The organism is Streptococcus sp. A69, from assembly GCF_058556195.1.
In genome coordinates this window covers 55,732-75,571 of record NZ_JBZUJU010000001.1, presented here as the reverse complement: position 1 = coordinate 75,571, position 19,840 = coordinate 55,732, and the positions used below count along the sequence as shown (strand labels likewise).

The following is a 19,840-nucleotide window of genomic DNA, read 5'->3' as shown; positions in this document are numbered from 1 at the left end:
ATATTCTATATAAAATGAAAAGAATTTCTAAAGAAAAAGCCTAGTGTAGAGACTTTATTCCCTCTTAACACTAGACTTCTTTTCTATTTTTAATAATACTCGCCCTGACGATAGTCCCATGAGTTAAAGGTGTCTGACAGGTGCATCATGATTTTATCAATGTCAAGCCCTTTGCGGATTACAACTGGAGCTGGTGAAGTTGAGCGAGCTCCTCCTTGTTCTGGAATGAGTTTGCCGTCTTTATCGACCATAGAGACCATCACACCTTGCTCGTAGCGAGTTTCAATCGTTTTGTCAGGTTGGATAGATGCCACGTAGTCGTCTGCCTCGATAACAAGGTCCACTGCTCCTTCGATGCGTTCTCCAATTCCTTCTACCTTGCCACGATTTCCTTTTCCAGATGGGTTAGCTGATGAGGCATAAACCATCTTGCCTTCTTCCCAAAGTTTGGCAGCCAATTGTTCACCAGCTTTCCCGAATTTGATAACAAAACAGCTAGTACCACGCACGTCCGTCATCAGTTCTTCACGGCCATCACCGTATGCTTTGAGTTTTTCAAATGCTTCTGGTTTCCAAGGAAGGATACAACCAAGAAGAATATCTTCATCCCAATGTTTTTGGTAGAAGGCTTCAATTTCTGGGTTAAGTTGTGCTAAAGCACGAAGCTCATCCATGCTACCGCAGAGAACAACACCTGGTTTGTTACGGTTACGTTCTTTAGCTTCAAACTTACGTTCAAGTCCTGCCTTATCGCTAGTCATGATAATGTAACCAACTTTTGTAGGGCAAACGATACATCCGCCCTCACCTTTTAAAATGTCGTAGCCTTCTTGTGAAAGTGTTCCGTTCCATTGGATGTGTTTTGTCATAGTTCTATATGTCCTTTTCTATTTTTCTAATCCTGCCAGTAGGCTGGACGTTGTTTTTCATAAGCAGCAATCAAGTCTTCATACTGCAAAGTAATACCGATATCATCCAAACCATTTAAAAGCTTGTGTTTCCACTCACTATCAATTTCAAAAGTGAATTCTCCAACTGGTGAGATGATTTTTTGTTGTTTCAAGTCCACAGTTACCTGGTCACTTGGTTTTAGCTGAGCTAGTTTCTCTCGAACCTCTCTGGGCTGAACAATTGGCAACATTCCATTATTTAGTTCATTATTGTAATGAATATCCCCAAAAGACCCTGCAATCACGACCTTAAAACCATAGTCTGCTAAGGCCCAAGCTGCATGTTCCCTCGAAGACCCTGCGCCGAAGTTATCCCCTGAAATGAGAATACTGGCTTTGCGATATTCAGGTCGGTTAAAGACAAAGTCTGGGTCCTCAGTATACTTGTCATCCAGATAACGCCAAGCATACATGAGGTACTTACCAAAGCCTTTTTTATCAATTAACTTGAGAAACTGCTTGGGAAGGATTTGGTCAGTGTCAATGTTATCATTCATAAGAGGAACGGTCGTTCCTGTATAAACTGTAAATTTCTCCATATCCTCTCCTTACTGGGCTTCTGGCATTTGCCGAACATCTACGAAGCGCCCTGCAATAGCTGCCGCAGCTGCCATGGCTGGACTGCAGAGATGGGTCTTAGCACCAAAGCCTTGTCTGTCTTCAAAGTTTCGATTGCTGGTTGAGGCACAGTGAACACCATCAGGAACCTTGTCAGGATTCATTCCTAGGCACATAGAGCAACCTGGGTCTCTCCACTCAAAACCAGCATCCAGAAAGACCTTGTCCAAGCCCAACTTCTCAGCAGCTCGTTTCACAGGACGAGAGCCTGGAACTACAATTGCTGTTAGATTGGGAGCAATTTTCTTTCCTTTGACAAATCGCGCAGCCAGTTGCAAGTCGCTGAGACGAGCATTGGTACAAGAGCCGATAAAGATATAACCTAGTTCAATATCTGCTGGCTTTTGACCTGGTTCCAAATCCATATAATTGTAGGCTCGTTCATCATTCATATCCTTAATTTCTGGAAAGCTACTGTCAAAGTCAACACCCATAGCAGGATTAGTTCCCCAGGTCACCATGGGAGCCAATCCTGAGACATCCATCTGGATAACCTTATCATAAACAGCATCATCATCACTGACAAGGGGTTTCCAATCCACCACAGCCTCTTCGAAGTCCTCTGGAACACATTCTCGTCCCTTGAGATAGTCATAGGTGGTTTGATCCGGATTCATGATTCCCATCTTAGATCCAAACTCGATGGACATATTGCAGATGGTCATGCGCTCTTCCATGCTCAGTGCATCAATAGCCTGTCCTCTATATTCCACCACGTAGCCTACACCGCAAGCAACGCCGTACTTGGCAATCAAGGCTAAAATGAAATCCTTGGAATAAACTCCTTTTTGAGGAACTCCAGTGAATTCTACCAGCATTTTCTTGGGTTTGACCTGCCAGAGGGTCTGGGTAGCAAAAACATGCTCAACTTCACTGGTCCCAATTCCAAAGGCGATAGCTCCGAAAGCCCCGTGGGTTGCCGTATGACTGTCTCCACAAACGATGAATTTTCCTGGTTGGGTCCGTCCTGTTTCTGGACCAACCATATGAACGATTCCCTGCTTTTCAGAACCGTGGGCCGCATGCTCAATTCCAAACTCTTCAACATTCTCAGCTAGCTTATCAATTTGCGCTTTAGAAATCACATCTCGAATATCATAGATATTGACCGTTGGTACATTGTGGTCAAAGGTACCAAATGTCAAGTCTGGCCGTCTCAATCTGCGACCTGCATCTCGCAATCCTTGAAAAGCCTGAGGGCTGGTCACTTCGTGGATATAATGCTGATCCACATACATGAGTTGGGGCTGCCCCTCTTCTCCTGTGATGACATGGCGGTCCCATAATTTATCAAAAATCGATTTTCCTGCCATCCATTACCTCCAAATAAAATATAAGGCTACTAGTGTGGTCATCATCCCAAGAAACCAAACTGTTTTAAAATACCATTTTCGAGTCTTGTGGTGAAAGATGATTCCTGCCAACCAGGCACCAAAACCACCACAAGCAAGGCCTAAAATGAGTAAGATTTTCTCTGGGACGCGCCAAGCACCTCTTCTTGCCTTGGATTTGTCAATGCCATAAATCAAGAAAATCAGCAAATTCCAAATCAAGAGGGCAAGCGTGATTCCTTCATTTATCTTCATAATCTTTCAATGATAGCTTCTGTCATTTCCTTAGTCGAAGCCTGTCCTCCAATATCTTTCGTTAAAATGCTAGCCGCTAAACTAGCTTCAACAGCACGCTCGATACGTTCCGCATCCTCATAACGTCCAAAACTATCTCTCAACATCATGGCAACTGACAAAATCATAGAGATAGGATTGGCAATTCCTTGGCCAGCAATATCAGGCGCTGAACCATGAATAGGCTCATAAAGACTTGGCCCCTTTTCAGAATGACTAGCTGATGGCATGACACCAAGTGTGCCTGATAGAACGCTTGATTCATCAGATAAGATATCTCCGAAAAGATTCTCCGTCACGATGACATCAAACTTGGCAGGATTGGTAATCATAAGCATAGCAGCTGAGTCGACTAGCTGGTGCTCCAAGGTTACATCTGGGAAATCCTGCGCGACTTCCTCAGCTACTCTGCGCCAGAGTTTTGATGTTGCTAAAACATTTTGCTTATCGATACTAGTAACGAGTTTTCTCCGATTTCTTGCAATTTCAAATGCCTTGCGAATGATCCGCTCTACTTCCTCATAGCTGTAGTCGTTGATATCACGCGCTTTTCGCTCTTCAAGGATATGATCCCCAAAGTAAATTCCACCTGTCAACTCACGCACCACGACAAAGTCTACACCAGCAATTCGTTCCGGTTTGAGAGGTGACAAATGCTTGAGACTATCAAAAATCTTAACAGGGCGAATATTGGCATAGAGATTGAGTTCCTTACGAAGAGCCAGCAAGCCTTGTTCAGGCCGAACCGATGCTCCATCATACTGAGGACTACCGATAGCCGCAAGGAGAATAGCATCTGCTTCTCTACATGCCTTGAGGGTTTCATCAGGTAAGGGATGCCCCGCAGCATCAATACCCGCACCTCCAAAGGGGCTTCTGTCTATCTCATAGTTAAATCCTGTTTTTGAAGCTAGAGCTTCCAGAACCGCTAAACCAGCTTCCATGATTTCTGGACCGATTCCATCCCCTGCTAGAGCTACTATTTTCTTTGTCATAGCCTTCTCCTTTACACACTAGGCATGTCTCGGTAGGAAACGCTACGCCCCATCTCACCTGCATTCTCTTTTTGAACAAAAGTATTGGCATTGATATAAGCAATAGCCGAAGCCTTTAATACATCGAAATCAAGACCTGCTGCATTAAAGATGGTTTCTGTATCTCTGTTTTCAACAGTGACCAAAACCCGAGCTTGAGCATCAATTCCATCCGTTACCGCGTCAATAGTGTAGGACACCAAGCGGACAGATTGGTTAAAGAACTTATCGATAGCGTTAAAGATCGCTTCAACAGAGCCTTGCCCTGTTGCATTAAATTCGACTTTCTCACCATCCATATTGGCTAGGCTAACGAGGGCTTCAATGTCATTATCTGCATGAGTTTGAAGTTGTAAATCATCAAAGTGGAAGCCTTCTGGGTTTTCAACCATGGTTCCAGCTACCAGAGCTCGAATATCTGCATCTGTGATTTCTTGCTTCTTATCGGCCAGTGCCTTGAACTTAGTAAAGAGTGGTTTGATATCCTCTTCTGTAAAATCTAGGGCTAATTCTCTTAGTTTTTCAACAAAGGCATGGCGACCTGACAATTTTCCAAGCGGAAGACTATTACTCTTAACACCGACCAATTCAGGTGTGATGATCTCATAAGTGAGAGGATTTTTAAGGACTCCATCTTGGTGAATACCAGACTCGTGAGAAAAGGCATTACCACCAACCACAGCCTTGTTTTTAGGAACTGGAATACCAGAGAAGCGAGAAACCATTTCAGACGTATTGATGGTCTCATTTAGGACAATACTGGTTTCTGCCTGATAGTAATCTTGGCGAATATTGAGCGCCACTGCAATTTCTTCAAGCGCAGCATTCCCAGCTCGCTCCCCAATACCGTTGATGGTTCCTTCGACACGTCCTGCACCGTTCTTGACAGCAGAAAGGCTGTTAGCCACTGCCATTCCGAGGTCATCATGACAGTGAGGTGAATAGATAATCTGACGATCGGTCTTGACATTCTCAATCAAGTGTTTGAAGATGGCACCATATTCCTCTGGCGTCGTAAATCCAACCGTGTCAGGGATATTGATGTAGGTCGCACCTGCATCCACAGCCGTCTGAACAACTTGCAAGAGGAAATCCAACTCTGTTCTGGTCGCATCCTCTGGAGAAAATTCGACAATTTCAAACTTAGAACGGGCATAAGAAACATGCTCACTGATTGCTTCCAAAATCTCTTCCTTGCTCTTATTGAGCTTATACTTGCGGTGAATCGGACTGGTTGCGATAAAGACGTGGATCTGTGGATACTTGGCATCTTTGAGCGCCTCGTAACAAGCATCTATATCAGACTTGACCGAACGAGCCAAACCTGTCACCGCAGTTTTCTTCAAGACCTTGGCAATCTCTTGAACTGCTCTGAATGAATCTGGACTCGCCGCCGGAAAACCAGCTTCGATGGCCGAAATCCCCCATTTCTCCAGCTGTCTTGCGATGGCGACCTTTTCCTTGATTGAAAAATTAACACCTGGTGTCTGCTCACCATCACGGAGACTGGTATCTAGAAACTCAACTCTACGCATGAGAATTCCCCCTTCAAAATTTCAGTATAGAAAAAACATCTCGCTCAGAGACCCAAGCGAGATGTTGATTTACTCCCGCTTGGTAAGCCAAACAGGACTAATGCTTTTTGCACTAGCCCGAGTATCTCAACAACAAAGCAAATTGATTAAACTTAGCTGTTTTCATGTTTGACTTTCTCCTTCGTTTGATGTCTTGTTAAGTATTTTAGCATAGGAAAAATCTCTTGTCAAGAAAAAATCCAATATTTTCTGAAAATTTCTTTAGTAAAGAATATTTTGCTAATTGAAAGTATTTGAAAATAAAAGGGAATTTCTTTACTTTTTCAATGTCAAATTCCAACTTCTCTCTATCAATTCCAGTACCATTTCATCTGACAAAGTATCCTCAAGCACCAGACTAAGCCAGTAGCGTTTGTTCATATGAAAGGCTGGATAAATGCCTTTTTTTGAAAGCAAGTCAGCTACTTGATCATGTTTGAGGTTGACTGCTTCTACTAACCCTTCTCTTCCCTTTTCCAGCTTATCCCATGGGATTCTCATCAAAACAGCATACCACTTTTGATTGTCTTCATGGCGCAATACAGCTGTATCAGGCGATTTTTCCCACAAATACTCCAATTGATTACCATACTTTTCCTGAACCTGAGCCATGATACGCTTAGTCTGAGGGCAGATAAAATCCTGCACATCAAAGCAAGCCTTCCGAATCTGGTAAAGAATCTCCAAACAAGCCTCACGGACACTTCCGACAAAACGTCCCCGCATACTTTCCATGTGTACTTGAGGATAGAGGTCACCCGTTTCCTGATCAAAGACCTGAAAGCTCACATTATCAGGTGTGATAGAGACTGTCATGAAAAATTCACCCTGCAAAATCTGGCAACTATAGTTCCAGACCTCTCCATTTTCTACAAAACCATAGGCACTGGCTTTTTCTTGATTAAACTGATAGGATTTAAAAATTTCAAACATAAGTGAAAACTGCTACCCAAAGCTAGCAGTTCCTTTCTATTTTTTAAAAGACAACCTTGGTACCGTGAAGTTGCGTCACGCCTAGTTGGTCGATAAAGGTCTGCCGATTGTCCAAGTCAATTCCCCCACCTGGTAAGATTTCAATTTTACCAGCTGCATGTTCCAAAATTCTGTGATAGTGAGCAAAACGTTCTTCTAGCGAGTCCCCAGAAATTCCAGCACGAGTTAAGATACGAGTGACACCAGCTTGGCTGAGCCAGTCAATAGCTTCCAACTGGTCTTCATCACTCAATTCATCAAAGGCCATGTGAAAGACAATTTCCATTCCTTTAGATGCGACAATCAGCTTCTCAAGATTAGCCTTATCCAACTTCTTATCAGCAGTTAATGCACCAAAGACGACCCCTTGGCTACCTGCTTGAGCAGTTAAACGAATGTCTTCTAGCATAATAGCAATTTCTAGGTCATTATAGACAAAGTTGCCACCGCGGGGACGAATCATAGTCATGATGGTGGTGTCGTAGTTAGCTGCCAGTTCAACCGCTGCCTTGGTCACTCCATAGCTAGGTGTTGTTCCTCCTACTGCTAGATTGTCACAAAGTTCGATTCGACGAGCTCCAGCCTGCATCGCTTTTTCAAGCAAGGTCACATTTTCAGCACAAAATTCGTAAATCATTTGATTCTCCTTGATGTTTTCTTTAAATTTATTATATCATATTATTTGAATATACTTTCATTTTTATCAAGGCAAATAACTACTATTTTTATCTATTCTTTGTCAGGAATGACTTTAAAGAGATAGTAGGTGATAAAGATAGTCAAGGCTCCCAGACCGATTTTGACTGGCAAAAGAGGGGCAAAATAAATAGAAATCCCCATCAAGATATAGATAGATACGATGATTTTTTTCTTTCGTTCTCGCGCTATTGACTTGGTTTCCCGAAAGTCAGCTACATAGGTCTGATAAAGCTTTGTATGATAAAGCCAGTCTTCAAAACGCTTAGAAGATTTTGAAAAGCAAGCGATCGCTAACAAAAGAAAGGGAGTTGTTGGCAAAAGTGGTAGGACAACTCCAATGACAGCTAAAGCCAGTGAAATAAAGCCAATACTGAGGTAAATGAGACGCATGACTTCTCCTAGATAAATTACTCTTCCTCTAGTTTCGCATACAAGGGGGAAATTTGTCAAGCATCAACAAAAAAAAGAGCCTGAAATTCATTTTCAGGACTCTTCATTTTATTTAATTTTTTCCTCTTCGTAGTCGCCATTACTACATACAACCTGCTTACCACCACCACGGACCTTTTTCTCCACAAGGAAGTGTCCGCATTTTGGACAATCACGTCCAATTGGTTTTTCCCAGGAAGTAAATTCACATTCTGGGTAACGATTGCAACCATAGAAGATACGATTGCGCTTGGTTTTGCGTTCGATGATTTGTCCTTGATGACAGCTTGGACACTCGACTCCAATCTCTTTGACAATCGCTTGTGTGTGACGGCAGTCTGGGAAATTACTACAAGCATAGAATTTACCAAAACGACCGAGCTCAATCACCATTGGACTGCCACAAACTTCACAGTCAAATCCAGCTGGCTCATCCTTAATCTGGATTTTTTCCATTTCGGATTCAGCCTTGGCTACTTCTTTAGAGAATGGTTTGTAAAAGGCGTCAATGACCCTTTGCCACTGCTCTTTACCAACTTCAACATCATCCAGTTTTCCTTCCATCTCAGCTGTGAAGGTCACATTTACGATATCTGGGAAGTATTCAACGATGAGTTTATTGACAATTTCTCCCAACTCTGTTGGTTCAAAGCGTTTAGCTGCCAGACGAACATAGTAGCGTTTTTGGATGGTTTCAATGGTCGGAGCGTAGGTTGACGGACGTCCAACTCCATTTTCCTCCAAGGTCTTGATCAGTGTCGCTTCCGAATAGCGAGCAGGTGGTTGAGTGAAATGTTGCTCTGGCTTGCTATTGACCTGCTTGACCACACCTCCTACTGCCATATCTGGCAACATCTTGTTCTTGTCAGAGTCATTGTAAATAGCAAGATACCCATCAAACTTAACTTGGCTACCATTTGCCGCAAACTGTACCCCATTTTGAGAGATCTTAACAGCCATGGTATCAAAGATAGCGCCTGTCATCTGGCTGGCCACAAAACGGTTCCAGATAAGGGTATAGAGCTTGAACTGGTCTTTGTCCAAGTACTTAGCGATGCTTTCAGGTGTGTTAAAGACACTAGATGGACGAATGGCTTCGTGGGCATCTTGAGCACCTGAGGCATTCTTGACCCTGCTACCATGCTTGGTATACTTGCTACCAAAACGGTCGTTAATGTAGCTTGCCGCTTCGTTCTGAGCCACAGGACTGATACGAGTCGAGTCTGTACGCATATAGGTAATCAAACCTTGCACGCCTGATCCGATATTGATCCCTTCATAGAGCTGTTGGGCCACCATCATAGTCTTTCGAGTACGGAAATTAATTTTGTTAGCAGCATCCATCTGCATGGTTGAAGTTGTATAAGGTAGGGGCGCATTGCGTTTGCGTTCTTTCTTATCTACCTGGTCTACTGTGAAATCTTTACTAGTCAAATGGGACAAGACTTCTTTGACTTCTTCATTGGTGGTCAATTTCATCTTTTTGCCATTCATACCATAGAAAGAAGCCTGAAATTGCTTGGTACCCTTCTTAAAGACACCATCAATTGTCCAGTATTCTTCCGGTTGGAAGGCATTGATTTCATTTTCACGGTCAATGATGAGCTTAAGTGCAACCGACTGCACGCGTCCTGCTGATAAGCCCTTCTTGACCTTTTTCCACAAAATAGGCGAAATCGAATACCCTACCAAGCGGTCTAAGACTCGACGAGCTTGTTGGGCGTCGACCAAGTCCATATCAATCTTGCGAGGTTCTTTAAAGGCATTTTTTACCGCGTCCTTGGTGATTTCATTAAAGACTACACGGTTGGCATCATTCTCGTCCAAGTTGAGAATGTGAGCCAAATGCCAGGAAATTGCTTCTCCTTCACGGTCCGGGTCACTCGCCAGAAAGACTTTATTGGCCTTTTTGGCTTCTTTTTTCAGATCATTGATGAGAGGACCTTTTCCTCGGATATTGATATACTGCGGTTCATAGTTATTTTCAATGTCGACTGACATACTGGATTTTTTCAAATCACGGATATGCCCGACACTGGCTAGAACCTTGTAGTTTCTACCTAAATATTTCTCAATCGTTTTCGCCTTAGCAGGCGACTCTACGATGACTAGATTTTTTTTAACTGTTGATTTTTTCTTCTTTGTTGCCGTAGCCACACTATCACACCTTTTCAAAGTAATAAACTTTATAAAGTGTAAACCATTTTTCTATAGCTGTCAAGACTTAAATCCTATATATAGAAGAAAAGTTTATCTGAATAATCCATTTCTCCTTAAAATTCAAACTCAGCCAACACATCTTGACCACTTGTGATCAGTTTTGCTCCCTCTTGGATTAAGTGGTGACAACCATCTGAATGGCCATCAAGAATGTCCCCTGGAATGGCAAAGACATCGCGTCCTTCCTCCATAGCACGTTCACAGGTAATGAGACTTCCTGAACGCATCCTTGCCTCTGCTACAATCACTCCACGACACAATCCTGCAATGATACGATTACGGGCTGGAAAGTGAAATTTCAAGGGTTCTTCACCTGGACCGTACTCGCTTAATACCAGATGATGATTTCCAATGTACTCCTGCAAGCGTTTATTGGCACGTGGATAAAAAACATCCAATCCTGTTCCAATCACTGCAATTGTTCTTCCTCCATTCTGGAGTGCAGCCATATGGGCAGCCGTATCAATCCCTTTAGCTAAACCACTGACCACGATTAACTCGTTTTCTAAACCTTGAATAATTTTCTGGACCGACTTAGCTCCTTGACTGGAACAAGAACGACTCCCTACAAGAGCAACCTTTGGAAATTTCAACAAGTCCAGATTCCCTTTATAAAACAAAAGAGCTGGAGGGTCATAAATCTCACTCAGATCCCAAGGATAACAGTCATCAAGAATCGAGAAGGATGGGAATTTTTGAAACTCCTTCTCCAACTGCGCATCATCTATCTGGAAATAGCGTTCCATAAAAACTGCAGGATTGCGGCACCCAGAGATTTCAGCAATGTCACCTAGCAAGAGCTCCTGATCTACAGTCTCATCATATTCAAGAACAGTTAAAATCTGTTGATTGGTCAGTCCAGCTTTGCGCAGTTTATAGATTTCATAGTTATCAATTTTCATAAGAAACTCCATTTCTTTTTCTACTCTCTTATCTATTCGTAAAAATAACAAAAAGAAGACCGGTTGATCTTCTTTTTTTCATTTATTCAGATTTAGTAGTTGACCAGCTACTTTCAACCATCGGTAAGATTGTTTTTAAAGTTTCCCCATCCCCTTCAAGTGAAACATAGCGGATTTTACCATCATTTGATCGGAAAACCCAGGTAACGAGGTATTTCCCTGACTTAGCAATTGCATTGACAACATAGGCTTCATAACCTCCAATGGTCGATTTGGAGCCCCAAACCTTACTGAAATCAGAGCTTTGTTCTTTGGAAGTTAAAATACTAGCAGAGACAGTCACAACATCCAATTTAGCATATTCTTCTTCGCTGATATTAAATTGCTCAGCCTTGAAGGTATTCAGCGTAACAATGTTGATATCTGTTCCATCACAATACTGTATATCATTTCCACCTTCTACTTCATGGAATCGAACCCATGATTTGGGTACCTTGACAAATCCATATTCATTCGAACCGATGATTTGTGTCTCTTCCTTTTTCGCTTCAGAAACAGCAGAACTAGAGCTACTCGTTTCCTGACTGCTAGAAGAACTAACAACCACAGTCGAACTTTCTTCGGTTGCTGTTTGCGACTTATTGGAGCATGAAGCTAAAAAAGCACTAACAGTAACTACAGTACCTAAAATCAATAATTTTTTCATCATACCACCTCTCCATCTGCATTATAAGAAAAATAAGAACTTCTGTCAAATTCTGACCTAATTGATTCTGTTAGTTTCCGATTTTATTGCTCACATTTAAAGCAAAAACTCTTGAAAAATCTTCAAGAGTTTTGTTTTTTATTTCTATTCTTCATCCATACTCAAGACGCTGAGGAAGGCTTCTTGTGGGACTTCTACTGATCCGATAGCTTTCATGCGTTTCTTACCAGCTTTTTGTTTTTCAAGGAGTTTGCGTTTACGAGAAACGTCACCACCGTAACACTTGGCAAGTACGTTTTTACGAAGGGCCTTAATATCCGTACGAGCCACGATTTTGTGCCCAATAGCTGCTTGAATCGGTACCTCAAACTGTTGACGAGGGATGATTTTCTTGAGCTTATCCACGATGAGTTTCCCACGCTCGTAGGCAAAATCCTTGTGAACGATAAAGCTGAGGGCATCCACCTTATCCCCATTGAGAAGAATGTCCATTTTGACCAGCTTAGATGGGCGATACTCTGACAATTCGTAGTCAAAGCTTGCATAACCACGCGTCGAAGACTTGAGCTTATCAAAAAAGTCAAAGACAATTTCAGCAAGTGGGATTTGATAGATGACATTAACACGATTATCATCAATATAATCCATGGTTACAAAGTCCCCACGCTTGCGCTGAGCCAATTCCATAACAGCACCGACAAACTCCTGCGGTACCATAATTTGCGCCTTGACATAAGGTTCTTCAATGGTCGCAATCTTAGTTGGATCTGGGAATTCTGATGGATTTGACACATCCATAGACTCACCATCAGTTTGGTTAACTTTGTAGATAACAGACGGAGCTGTCATGATGAGGTCAATGTTGAACTCACGCTCTAAACGCTCTTGAATAACATCCATATGGAGAAGTCCAAGGAAACCACAACGGAAACCAAATCCAAGTGCCTGAGATGTTTCTGGTTCAAATTGCAGACTGGCATCGTTAAGTTGCAATTTTTCAAGAGCTTCACGAAGGTCATTGTACTTGTTTGACTCGATTGGATAAAGACCTGCAAAGACCATCGGGTTCATTTGCTTGTAGCCATGTAATGGTTCTGCGGCAGGATTGGTTGCCAAGGTAACTGTATCACCCACACGAGTATCTTGAACCGTCTTGATAGAAGCCGCAATATAACCAACGTCACCTGTGGCTAGGAAATCACGCCCTACTGCTTTCGGTGTGAAAATTCCGACCTCCGTCACATCAAAGGTCTTGCCATTGCTCATGAGCTGAATCTTATCGCCAGGTTTGACTACCCCATCCATGACACGAACTTGGAGGATAACCCCACGGTAAGCATCGTAGACAGAGTCGAAAATCAAGGCTTTGAGTGGCGCCGTTACATCACCAGTTGGGGCTGGTACTTTTTCCACGATTTGCTCAAGAATCTCTTCGATACCAATACCAGCCTTGGCAGATGCTAAAACTGCTTCGCTAGCATCCAGTCCAATGACATCCTCAATCTCTGTACGAACGCGCTCAGGATCGGCTGCTGGTAGGTCAATCTTGTTAATAACTGGAAGAATTTCCAAATCATTGTCCAAGGCTAGATAAACGTTGGCAAGTGTTTGAGCTTCAATCCCTTGGGCCGCATCAACCACCAAAATCGCTCCTTCACAGGCAGCTAAGGAACGCGACACTTCATAGGTAAAGTCCACATGCCCAGGCGTGTCAATCAAATGGAAAATATAGGTCTCCCCATCTTTTGCAGTGTAATTGAGCTCGATAGCATTGAGTTTGATGGTAATCCCGCGCTCTCGTTCTAGGTCCATACTATCCAGAAGCTGGGCTTGCATTTCACGACTAGAAACCGTCTCAGTCGCCTCCAAAATGCGGTCTGCCAAGGTTGACTTCCCGTGGTCAATATGGGCGATAATAGAGAAGTTTCGAATCTTCTCCTGTCGTTTCTTTAATTCTTCTAAATTCATGATGCTCTTCCTTTCAGGGTATCTATTTATTATAAATTGTTTTTAACATTTTGACAAGACCATACCCTGCTAGGAGTACTAATCTTCGGCGATAAAGCCGTCATTTTCGATAAAGTAGTGTTCGGCCATTCCTTGGTCTGTAAAGACGATTCCATGAAGGACACCACCATAGACAGCTCCTCCATCCATGCCAATCTTGCCATCTTCTGTTATCCAAAGTTCAGCAGTACCTCGGTCTTGCTTCAGCAAACCATAAACCGGTGTATGCCCAAAGACAATGGTTTTCCCGGTATGATTTTCAGCTTCGTGGAATGGTTTTCTGAGCCAGACTTTCTTGTAATCTGTGGTTTCATGCCAATCATCCAAGGTCAAGTCAATACCCGCATGAACAAAGATATACTTGTCTGTCTCTACCACAAATGGCATTTGACGAATAAATTCGACCAAGTCTGCCGCTTCTGTCGCAACCCGTTTGGCATCCTCTACGCCATCAACTGGTGCATCCAAGGGACGACCTAAAATAGAGTTAATGGTTGTATCTCCACCATTGCGACGATAGTGGTCATAGCTTTCCTCAGGATTGTCCAACCAAGTCAAAAACATATACTCGTGGTTTCCTGATAGACAGATAGCCCCTTGATTGTCCACTAAGTCCTTAACCATTTCTAGAACACGGCGACTGTCTTCACCACGGTCAATCAAATCCCCTAGAAAGAGCAACTGAGTTTGACCATCCCAGGTTTTGAGCAGATCTTCTAGCATACCTGCTTTCCCGTGAACATCTCCAATTACGTAATAGTCTGTCATTTATTTCTCCCTCGTTTGCAATAATTCTCTAGCTTGGGTAAGGGCCGCCTCTGTTACATTCTCCCCAGCCAACATTTTAGCCACTTCCTCTACTCGCTCTTCTAAAGTCAAGAGACGAACTGTCGAAACAGTTGAATGTTCGTCGCTAATCTTTTCAATAAAGAATTGGTAATCTGCAATCGCAATTACTTGTGGTAGATGAGAAATAGCAAGAACCTGACCATGCTGACCAATCTTATGAATCTTTTGAGCGATGGCTTGGGCCACACGACCTGAAACACCTGTATCCACCTCATCAAAGACAATACTAGTCTTACCTTCCTTACGAGAAAAGGCGGATTTAATAGCTAGCATGAGGCGGGATAATTCCCCACCGGACGCAACTTTAACCAAGGGTTTAAAGTCTTCACCAGGGTTGGTGGAAATGTAAAACTCAACTGTTTCATTCCCCTCACGGCTGAACTTGCTCTTACTAAAGCGAACTTGAAATTGAGCCTTCTCCATATAGAGGTCTTGCAGTTCTTGTTTAATTTCTGCTTCAAGCTGCTGGGCCAAATCATGACGAGCTGTTGCAAGCTGCCCTGCCAAATCAACAAGATTAACTTCCAATTTCTTGAGCTCTGTTTCCATGTCTTCGGAAGAAAGGTTATTACCCGTCAAGAGATTGTACTCATCCGTAATCTTAGCAAAATAAAGCAGGACATCATCCACAGTTCCACCGTACTTACGGGAAATAGTATTCAGAAGATCTAGGCGATTCTCAACCTGCATGAGGCGATTGCCATCAAAATCTAGATCTTCAATAATATCTTCCAAACGCTTTGTAATATCTTCTAAAACATAGTAGGTCTCTGATAGAGAACTTGAAATTTCACGGTATTTAGGGTCAAATTCTTCGACACTTTCCATGTCATTCATGGCTGAACGGACATTAGCAAGACTGGAGAATTCCTCATTGTCCAACATACTATAGGCATTGGTTAGCGTATCCGCAATGTTCTTATGATTGAGAAGCTTATCTCGTTCTTGGTTGAGAGCCAAGTCTTCACCAGCCTGCAAGTTTGCAGCCTCAATCTCTGCCATTTGAAATTCCAACATCTCAATACGAGCCTTGTGTTCTTGCTGGTTTTTCTTAACTTCCAAAACCTGCTTGCGCATTTTACGATAGGCATCAAAGCTCGTCTGATAGGTCTCCTTCAAGTCCAAGAAAGCTGCATCACCAAACTCATCCAACATCTGGATGTGCAGTTGAGGACGCATTAACTCCTCTTGGTCATGCTGACCATGGATATCTACAAGGTGTTGCCCAATAGCACGCAAGACAGAAAGATTGACCATCTGGCCATTCACACGACTAACACTACGACCGTTTTGCAAAATTTCCCGGCGGATAATGATCTCATCTCCCAATTCTAAACCTTGCTCTTCAAAAAGTTCCTGTAAAAGGCGACTATTTTCAACCGAAAAAAGTCCCTCAATCTCTGCCTTTGGCGCACCGTGACGAATAACGTCTGTCGTTGCACGAACCCCCAACATGAGATTCATAGCGTCGATAATAATAGACTTTCCAGCACCCGTTTCCCCGGTTAAAACAGTCATACCCTTTTCAAAATTGAGAGAAATCGCCTCAATAATGGCAAAGTTTTTTATCGAAATTTCAAGTAACATACTGACCTACCATTTTTTGACTTGTTCAACAATTTCTTCAGCTGCCTCTGCTGTTCTAGCTACAATTAAGATAGAATCATCATCAGCTAGACAGCTAAAAATCTGTTCAGAAAATGCTTCAACCAGCTGACTCTTCACAAAAATAGTATTTCCAGGAATGACAGCAAGGTTGATCATATTTCCCATTAACTCAGAACTCACAATATTGTCCTCAGCCAACTGCAAACTTTTGACGATTGATTTTGGCAACTCATAGATATAGGTGTTGTTCTTCAAAGGAATTTTAACAATCCCAAGTTCCTTGATGTCTCTTGAGACAGTGGCTTGCGTAGCAGAAATACCTGCTTCCTTCAAGTACTCAACGATTTCTTCCTGAGTCCCGATCTGATAATCCGTAACAAATCTTCTAATTTTTTCAAGTCTCTCTTTTTTATTCATCTTTAAATTCTCTATGCGCTCTCTCTACAACTTTTTCTATTTCAGGGGCAACTTGGTTACTTGCTCCCTCTTCCTTTTTCAAATATGCCAGAAATTCGATGTTTCCATGTCCTCCTTGGATTGGTGAATAGTCTAATCCAAGCACTGAAAAACCTTGTTCAACCGCCATAGCAGTGACAGCTTCAAGGACAGTTTGATGAACCTTGGCATCGCGAATGATTCCATTCTTTCCAATCTGCTCACGTCCTGCTTCAAACTGAGGTTTGACAAGTGCTACCACCTGCCCTTGATCTGCCAAAACACGGTGCAAGGCAGGCAAAATCAAACTGAGGGAAATGAAACTCACATCAATACTGGCAAAGCTCGGTTCCTGCTCGAAATCAGTCTTTTCAGCATAGCGGAAATTAAACTGTTCCATGCTGACAACCCGAGGGTCTTGGCGTAATTTCCAAGCCAACTGATTGGTACCAACATCAACTGCAAAGACCAACTCAGCACCATTTTGCAACATGACGTCAGTAAAGCCCCCGGTAGAAGCACCGATATCAATCGTGGTCGCTCCATCAACTGATAAATCAAAGACCTCCAAGGCCTTCTCAAGTTTTAAACCACCTCGGCTGACATACTTAAGTTTTTCACCTTTGAGTTTTAGCTCAGTGTCATCTGGGATTTTTTCTCCCGGTTTATCAAAGCGTTCTCCATTAAGGACTGCTACAACTAGTCCAGCCATGACACCGCGCTTAGCTTGTTCACGCGTTTCAAACAAACCCTGTTTATAAGCTAGTACGTCCACTCTTTCCTTAGCCATTGATTCTCAAACTTTCTACTACTTTCACAATCGGCGCTGTTTCAAAGCTGACTTGCTGGGAAATTTCATCTAATTTCGCATTGGCTTGATCCAGGGTTTGGTTACAAAAGGCAATAGCCTCTTCCAAGCCCAACAAGGCTGGATAGGTCGACTTTTCTGCCTGTAAATCCTTTTGCGGTGTCTTGCCGATTTCCTCAAAACTAGCTGTCACATCCAGCACATCATCTCGAACTTGAAAGGCCAGCCCAATCAATTCACCAACCGTTTTCAGTTTTACTTGGATTTCTGGTGCTAATTCCGCAATAATAGCAGCCGCTTGGAAGGGATAAGATAGCAATTTTCCAGTTTTATTGGCATGAATGGTCTGGAGCTCTTCCAAGGACAAGTGCTGGTGTTCGCCCTCCATGTCCAGAACCTGACCTGCTACCATGCCTAGACTACCTGATGCAAGAGATAAGTTGGCAATCAAGTCCACCTTGATCTGACTTGGCAAATCAGCCTGCGCTATTAAGGCATAGGGATCTAGGAACAAAGCATCTCCTGCCAATATTGCCATCGCTTCGCCAAATTTCTTATGATTGGTTAAACGCCCTCGACGGTAATCGTCATCATCCATAGCAGGAAGGTCATCGTGAATCAAGCTCCCTGTATGAATCATTTCCAAGGCCGCGGCCACCTGCGCGTGAGCAGGTTTAATAGCGACCTGCAAGGCTTCCAGAACTTCTAACAAGAGAAAAGGCCGAATACGCTTGCCACCAGCATGAATGGAATAGAGAACGGACTCTCGCAAACTAGAGGCAAACTGCTGGTCTCCATAAAAGTCTTCCAAAGCCGACTCCACAAGAGCTAATTTTGCTTGCTTCTTCATTCAAAATCACTTTCTGTTCCGTCTTCTTGCATGACCTTAACCAAGGTCTTTTCAGCCTTGTCCAGCGTCGCTTGGAGCTCTTTTGACAAAACCATGCCCTTTTGAAAGGCCGCAATCGCATCTTCTAGAGCGATTTCGCCATTTTCTAAACTTTGGACAATGGACTCAAGTTCTGCTAGATTATCCTCAAATTTCTTTTGTTTTGACATCTTTAACCTCTAATTCTACTTGACCATCTCGCATCAAAAGCGTCACTTGGTCTTTTTTATTCAACATCTCAACAGAATCGACTACGGACTCTTCTTTTTTGACAATTGCATAACCACGCGCCACGATTCGACTGGTATCCAACATCATCAAAGCTTCTGAAAGTCGCTTGACTTCAGCAACCTTGGCATCATAAACCAGCGCCATTTGGCTACATAGGAGCTTGTCCAACTGACCTAGGCGGTCTTGATAGCGTTGAATTTTGGTAACAGGTGATAACTGGACTAGTCGATGCGTCCTTGCTTGGACTAGCTGTTTGTTATCGGAAATCCGTGTTCTCAAACTTTGTTTTAAGCGCAGTTGTAGTTGATCTAACCGTTGCAAATAACTATCATACAAGCGCTCTGGCTGTCTAAAGATGACCGACTGACTGCATTTTTTCAAAGCTTCTTTTTTCTTTGACAAGACATTTTGTACAGCTGTAGCCATCCGTTTTTCTTGATTTTGCAAATGGGTCAATACATCCAACTTGGTCACAGGCGTTGCCAGTTCAGCTGCAGCTGTTGGCGTCGCAGCCCGTCTATCTGCCACAAAATCCGCCAAGGTCACATCCGTCTCATGACCAACACTGGAGATAACTGGCAAACGGGATTCAAAAATAGCCCGTACCACGATCTCTTCGTTAAAGGCCCAGAGATCCTCGATGGAACCCCCACCACGACCAATAATGAGAACATCTAGGTCCTCACGTTGATTGGCACGCGCAATATTTCGAGCAATTTCCTCCGCAGCTCCATCACCTTGTACCTTTGTCGGATAGAGAAGGATATCAACACCAGGAAAACGTCTGCTGACGGTCGTGATGATATCTCGAATAACAGCTCCACTGCGACTGGTTACCACACCGATTCGCTTAGCAAACTGGGGAAGAGGTTGCTTGAATCTCTCTTGAAATAAACCTTCTTCCGTCAATTTTTTCTTAAGTTGTTCAAACTGAATCGCTAGCGCCCCAACCCCATCAGGCTCAGCTTTTTCAATGATGATAGAGTAGCTACCGCTTGGTTCATAGACCTGCACACGCCCAATTACATTGATCTTCATTCCTTCTTCGAGGTCGAAACCTAATTTCTGATAGATCCCTGACCAGATGGTCGCTTGAATGACTGCATGGTCGTCTTTTAGGGAGAAATATTGGTGAGTAGGTCGTTTACGAAAGTTGGAAACTTGACCAGTTAAATAGATCCGTTCCAAGTAAGGGTCTTTATCGAATTTCATTTTCAGATACTTGGTCAAAGTTGTTACCGATAAATACTTTTCCATCTCCACCTACTATTCATTTTCTTGCTT

General features: G+C 43.0%; 20 protein-coding genes. All 20 read right to left on the bottom strand.

Features of this window, described 5'->3' with window-relative positions; genetic code table 11:
* Positions 1 to 89 precede the first annotated feature (89 nt).
* Positions 90 to 869, bottom strand: coding sequence for an L-threonylcarbamoyladenylate synthase (locus tag AC4ME5_RS00390; protein ID WP_000160505.1), 780 nt, complete (start codon positions 867 to 869; stop codon positions 90 to 92).
* Positions 870 to 895: 26 nt separating this feature from the next.
* Complete coding sequence (leuD, locus tag AC4ME5_RS00385; RefSeq protein ID WP_491799335.1) at positions 896 to 1,489, bottom strand: 3-isopropylmalate dehydratase small subunit; 594 nt, start codon at positions 1,487 to 1,489, stop codon at positions 896 to 898.
* Between the two features lie 9 nt (positions 1,490 to 1,498).
* Positions 1,499 to 2,881, bottom strand: coding sequence for a 3-isopropylmalate dehydratase large subunit (gene leuC, locus AC4ME5_RS00380; RefSeq protein WP_491799334.1), 1,383 nt, complete (start codon positions 2,879 to 2,881; stop codon positions 1,499 to 1,501).
* A 3-nt stretch (positions 2,882 to 2,884) separates the two neighbouring features.
* The gene (locus AC4ME5_RS00375; protein ID WP_491799333.1) at positions 2,885 to 3,154 is read right to left on the bottom strand and encodes a DUF1294 domain-containing protein; all 270 of its coding nucleotides are present in this window, start codon (positions 3,152 to 3,154) and stop codon (positions 2,885 to 2,887) included.
* Positions 3,151 to 4,188 carry a 3-isopropylmalate dehydrogenase gene (leuB, locus tag AC4ME5_RS00370; RefSeq protein WP_491799332.1) on the bottom strand — a complete coding sequence of 346 codons (1,038 nt, stop codon included), beginning with the start codon at positions 4,186 to 4,188 and terminating at the stop codon, positions 3,151 to 3,153. Before leuB ends, AC4ME5_RS00375 begins: the two co-directional genes overlap by 4 nt.
* Before the next feature lie 11 nt (positions 4,189 to 4,199).
* The gene (locus AC4ME5_RS00365) at positions 4,200 to 5,762 is read right to left on the bottom strand and encodes a 2-isopropylmalate synthase (RefSeq protein WP_491799331.1); all 1,563 of its coding nucleotides are present in this window, start codon (positions 5,760 to 5,762) and stop codon (positions 4,200 to 4,202) included.
* A 315-nt stretch (positions 5,763 to 6,077) separates the two neighbouring features.
* Positions 6,078 to 6,734 (bottom strand): MmcQ/YjbR family DNA-binding protein, encoded by a 657-nt coding sequence (locus AC4ME5_RS00360; protein ID WP_061588235.1) that lies wholly within the window; start codon positions 6,732 to 6,734, stop codon positions 6,078 to 6,080.
* Positions 6,735 to 6,777: 43 nt separating this feature from the next.
* On the bottom strand, positions 6,778 to 7,410 hold the full coding sequence (locus tag AC4ME5_RS00355) for a copper homeostasis protein CutC (protein WP_084938690.1): 633 nt from the start codon (positions 7,408 to 7,410) through the stop codon (positions 6,778 to 6,780).
* Between the two features lie 92 nt (positions 7,411 to 7,502).
* Positions 7,503 to 7,862: a YbaN family protein gene (locus AC4ME5_RS00350; RefSeq protein ID WP_001237224.1), complete on the bottom strand. Its 360-nt coding sequence runs from the start codon at positions 7,860 to 7,862 to the stop codon at positions 7,503 to 7,505.
* A 108-nt stretch (positions 7,863 to 7,970) separates the two neighbouring features.
* Positions 7,971 to 10,058, bottom strand: coding sequence for a type I DNA topoisomerase (gene topA / locus AC4ME5_RS00345; protein ID WP_491799330.1), 2,088 nt, complete (start codon positions 10,056 to 10,058; stop codon positions 7,971 to 7,973).
* Between the two features lie 116 nt (positions 10,059 to 10,174).
* Positions 10,175 to 11,023 carry a DNA-processing protein DprA gene (gene dprA, locus AC4ME5_RS00340; RefSeq protein ID WP_491799329.1) on the bottom strand — a complete coding sequence of 283 codons (849 nt, stop codon included), beginning with the start codon at positions 11,021 to 11,023 and terminating at the stop codon, positions 10,175 to 10,177.
* Positions 11,024 to 11,105: 82 nt separating this feature from the next.
* The gene (locus tag AC4ME5_RS00335) at positions 11,106 to 11,729 is read right to left on the bottom strand and encodes a hypothetical protein (protein ID WP_491800050.1); all 624 of its coding nucleotides are present in this window, start codon (positions 11,727 to 11,729) and stop codon (positions 11,106 to 11,108) included.
* 144 nt (positions 11,730 to 11,873) lie between these two features.
* The gene (gene lepA / locus AC4ME5_RS00330) at positions 11,874 to 13,697 is read right to left on the bottom strand and encodes a translation elongation factor 4 (RefSeq protein ID WP_045617276.1); all 1,824 of its coding nucleotides are present in this window, start codon (positions 13,695 to 13,697) and stop codon (positions 11,874 to 11,876) included.
* Between the two features lie 78 nt (positions 13,698 to 13,775).
* Positions 13,776 to 14,504: a metallophosphoesterase family protein gene (locus AC4ME5_RS00325; protein ID WP_458623728.1), complete on the bottom strand. Its 729-nt coding sequence runs from the start codon at positions 14,502 to 14,504 to the stop codon at positions 13,776 to 13,778.
* A complete protein-coding gene (gene recN, locus AC4ME5_RS00320) occupies positions 14,505 to 16,172 on the bottom strand; it encodes a DNA repair protein RecN (RefSeq protein WP_491799328.1) in 1,668 nt (555 codons plus the stop codon). It lies immediately after the preceding gene.
* Between the two features lie 6 nt (positions 16,173 to 16,178).
* Positions 16,179 to 16,610 (bottom strand): arginine repressor, encoded by a 432-nt coding sequence (locus tag AC4ME5_RS00315; protein ID WP_084854402.1) that lies wholly within the window; start codon positions 16,608 to 16,610, stop codon positions 16,179 to 16,181.
* Positions 16,603 to 17,418, bottom strand: a complete 816-nt coding sequence (locus AC4ME5_RS00310; protein WP_491799327.1) for a TlyA family RNA methyltransferase — start codon at positions 17,416 to 17,418, stop codon at positions 16,603 to 16,605. Before AC4ME5_RS00310 ends, AC4ME5_RS00315 begins: the two co-directional genes overlap by 8 nt.
* The gene (locus AC4ME5_RS00305; protein WP_491799326.1) at positions 17,411 to 18,286 is read right to left on the bottom strand and encodes a polyprenyl synthetase family protein; all 876 of its coding nucleotides are present in this window, start codon (positions 18,284 to 18,286) and stop codon (positions 17,411 to 17,413) included. The genes AC4ME5_RS00310 and AC4ME5_RS00305 overlap by 8 nt, the downstream gene beginning before the upstream one ends.
* Entirely contained in the window at positions 18,283 to 18,495 is a 213-nt protein-coding gene (locus tag AC4ME5_RS00300) for an exodeoxyribonuclease VII small subunit (protein ID WP_084944567.1), read from the bottom strand. The genes AC4ME5_RS00305 and AC4ME5_RS00300 overlap by 4 nt, the downstream gene beginning before the upstream one ends.
* A complete protein-coding gene (gene xseA, locus AC4ME5_RS00295; RefSeq protein WP_491799325.1) occupies positions 18,473 to 19,813 on the bottom strand; it encodes an exodeoxyribonuclease VII large subunit in 1,341 nt (446 codons plus the stop codon). Before xseA ends, AC4ME5_RS00300 begins: the two co-directional genes overlap by 23 nt.
* Positions 19,814 to 19,840 lie beyond the last annotated feature (27 nt).

Coding starts and splice junctions, on each gene's coding strand:
- leuC (WP_491799334.1), bottom strand. CDS start 2,881: ATGGCAGGAAAATCGATTTTTGATAAATTATGGGACCGCCATGTCATC.
- AC4ME5_RS00335 (WP_491800050.1), bottom strand. CDS start 11,729: ATGAAAAAATTATTGATTTTAGGTACTGTAGTTACTGTTAGTGCTTTT.
- xseA (WP_491799325.1), bottom strand. CDS start 19,813: ATGGAAAAGTATTTATCGGTAACAACTTTGACCAAGTATCTGAAAATG.
- AC4ME5_RS00310 (WP_491799327.1), bottom strand. CDS start 17,418: ATGGCTAAGGAAAGAGTGGACGTACTAGCTTATAAACAGGGTTTGTTT.
- AC4ME5_RS00325 (WP_458623728.1), bottom strand. CDS start 14,504: ATGACAGACTATTACGTAATTGGAGATGTTCACGGGAAAGCAGGTATG.
- AC4ME5_RS00300 (WP_084944567.1), bottom strand. CDS start 18,495: ATGTCAAAACAAAAGAAATTTGAGGATAATCTAGCAGAACTTGAGTCC.
- AC4ME5_RS00375 (WP_491799333.1), bottom strand. CDS start 3,154: ATGAAGATAAATGAAGGAATCACGCTTGCCCTCTTGATTTGGAATTTG.
- recN (WP_491799328.1), bottom strand. CDS start 16,172: ATGTTACTTGAAATTTCGATAAAAAACTTTGCCATTATTGAGGCGATT.
- AC4ME5_RS00350 (WP_001237224.1), bottom strand. CDS start 7,862: ATGCGTCTCATTTACCTCAGTATTGGCTTTATTTCACTGGCTTTAGCT.
- dprA (WP_491799329.1), bottom strand. CDS start 11,023: ATGAAAATTGATAACTATGAAATCTATAAACTGCGCAAAGCTGGACTG.
- leuB (WP_491799332.1), bottom strand. CDS start 4,188: ATGACAAAGAAAATAGTAGCTCTAGCAGGGGATGGAATCGGTCCAGAA.
- AC4ME5_RS00315 (WP_084854402.1), bottom strand. CDS start 16,610: ATGAATAAAAAAGAGAGACTTGAAAAAATTAGAAGATTTGTTACGGAT.
- AC4ME5_RS00365 (WP_491799331.1), bottom strand. CDS start 5,762: ATGCGTAGAGTTGAGTTTCTAGATACCAGTCTCCGTGATGGTGAGCAG.
- AC4ME5_RS00355 (WP_084938690.1), bottom strand. CDS start 7,410: ATGATTTACGAATTTTGTGCTGAAAATGTGACCTTGCTTGAAAAAGCG.
- leuD (WP_491799335.1), bottom strand. CDS start 1,489: ATGGAGAAATTTACAGTTTATACAGGAACGACCGTTCCTCTTATGAAT.
- AC4ME5_RS00360 (WP_061588235.1), bottom strand. CDS start 6,734: ATGTTTGAAATTTTTAAATCCTATCAGTTTAATCAAGAAAAAGCCAGT.
- AC4ME5_RS00390 (WP_000160505.1), bottom strand. CDS start 869: ATGACAAAACACATCCAATGGAACGGAACACTTTCACAAGAAGGCTAC.
- lepA (WP_045617276.1), bottom strand. CDS start 13,697: ATGAATTTAGAAGAATTAAAGAAACGACAGGAGAAGATTCGAAACTTC.
- AC4ME5_RS00305 (WP_491799326.1), bottom strand. CDS start 18,286: ATGAAGAAGCAAGCAAAATTAGCTCTTGTGGAGTCGGCTTTGGAAGAC.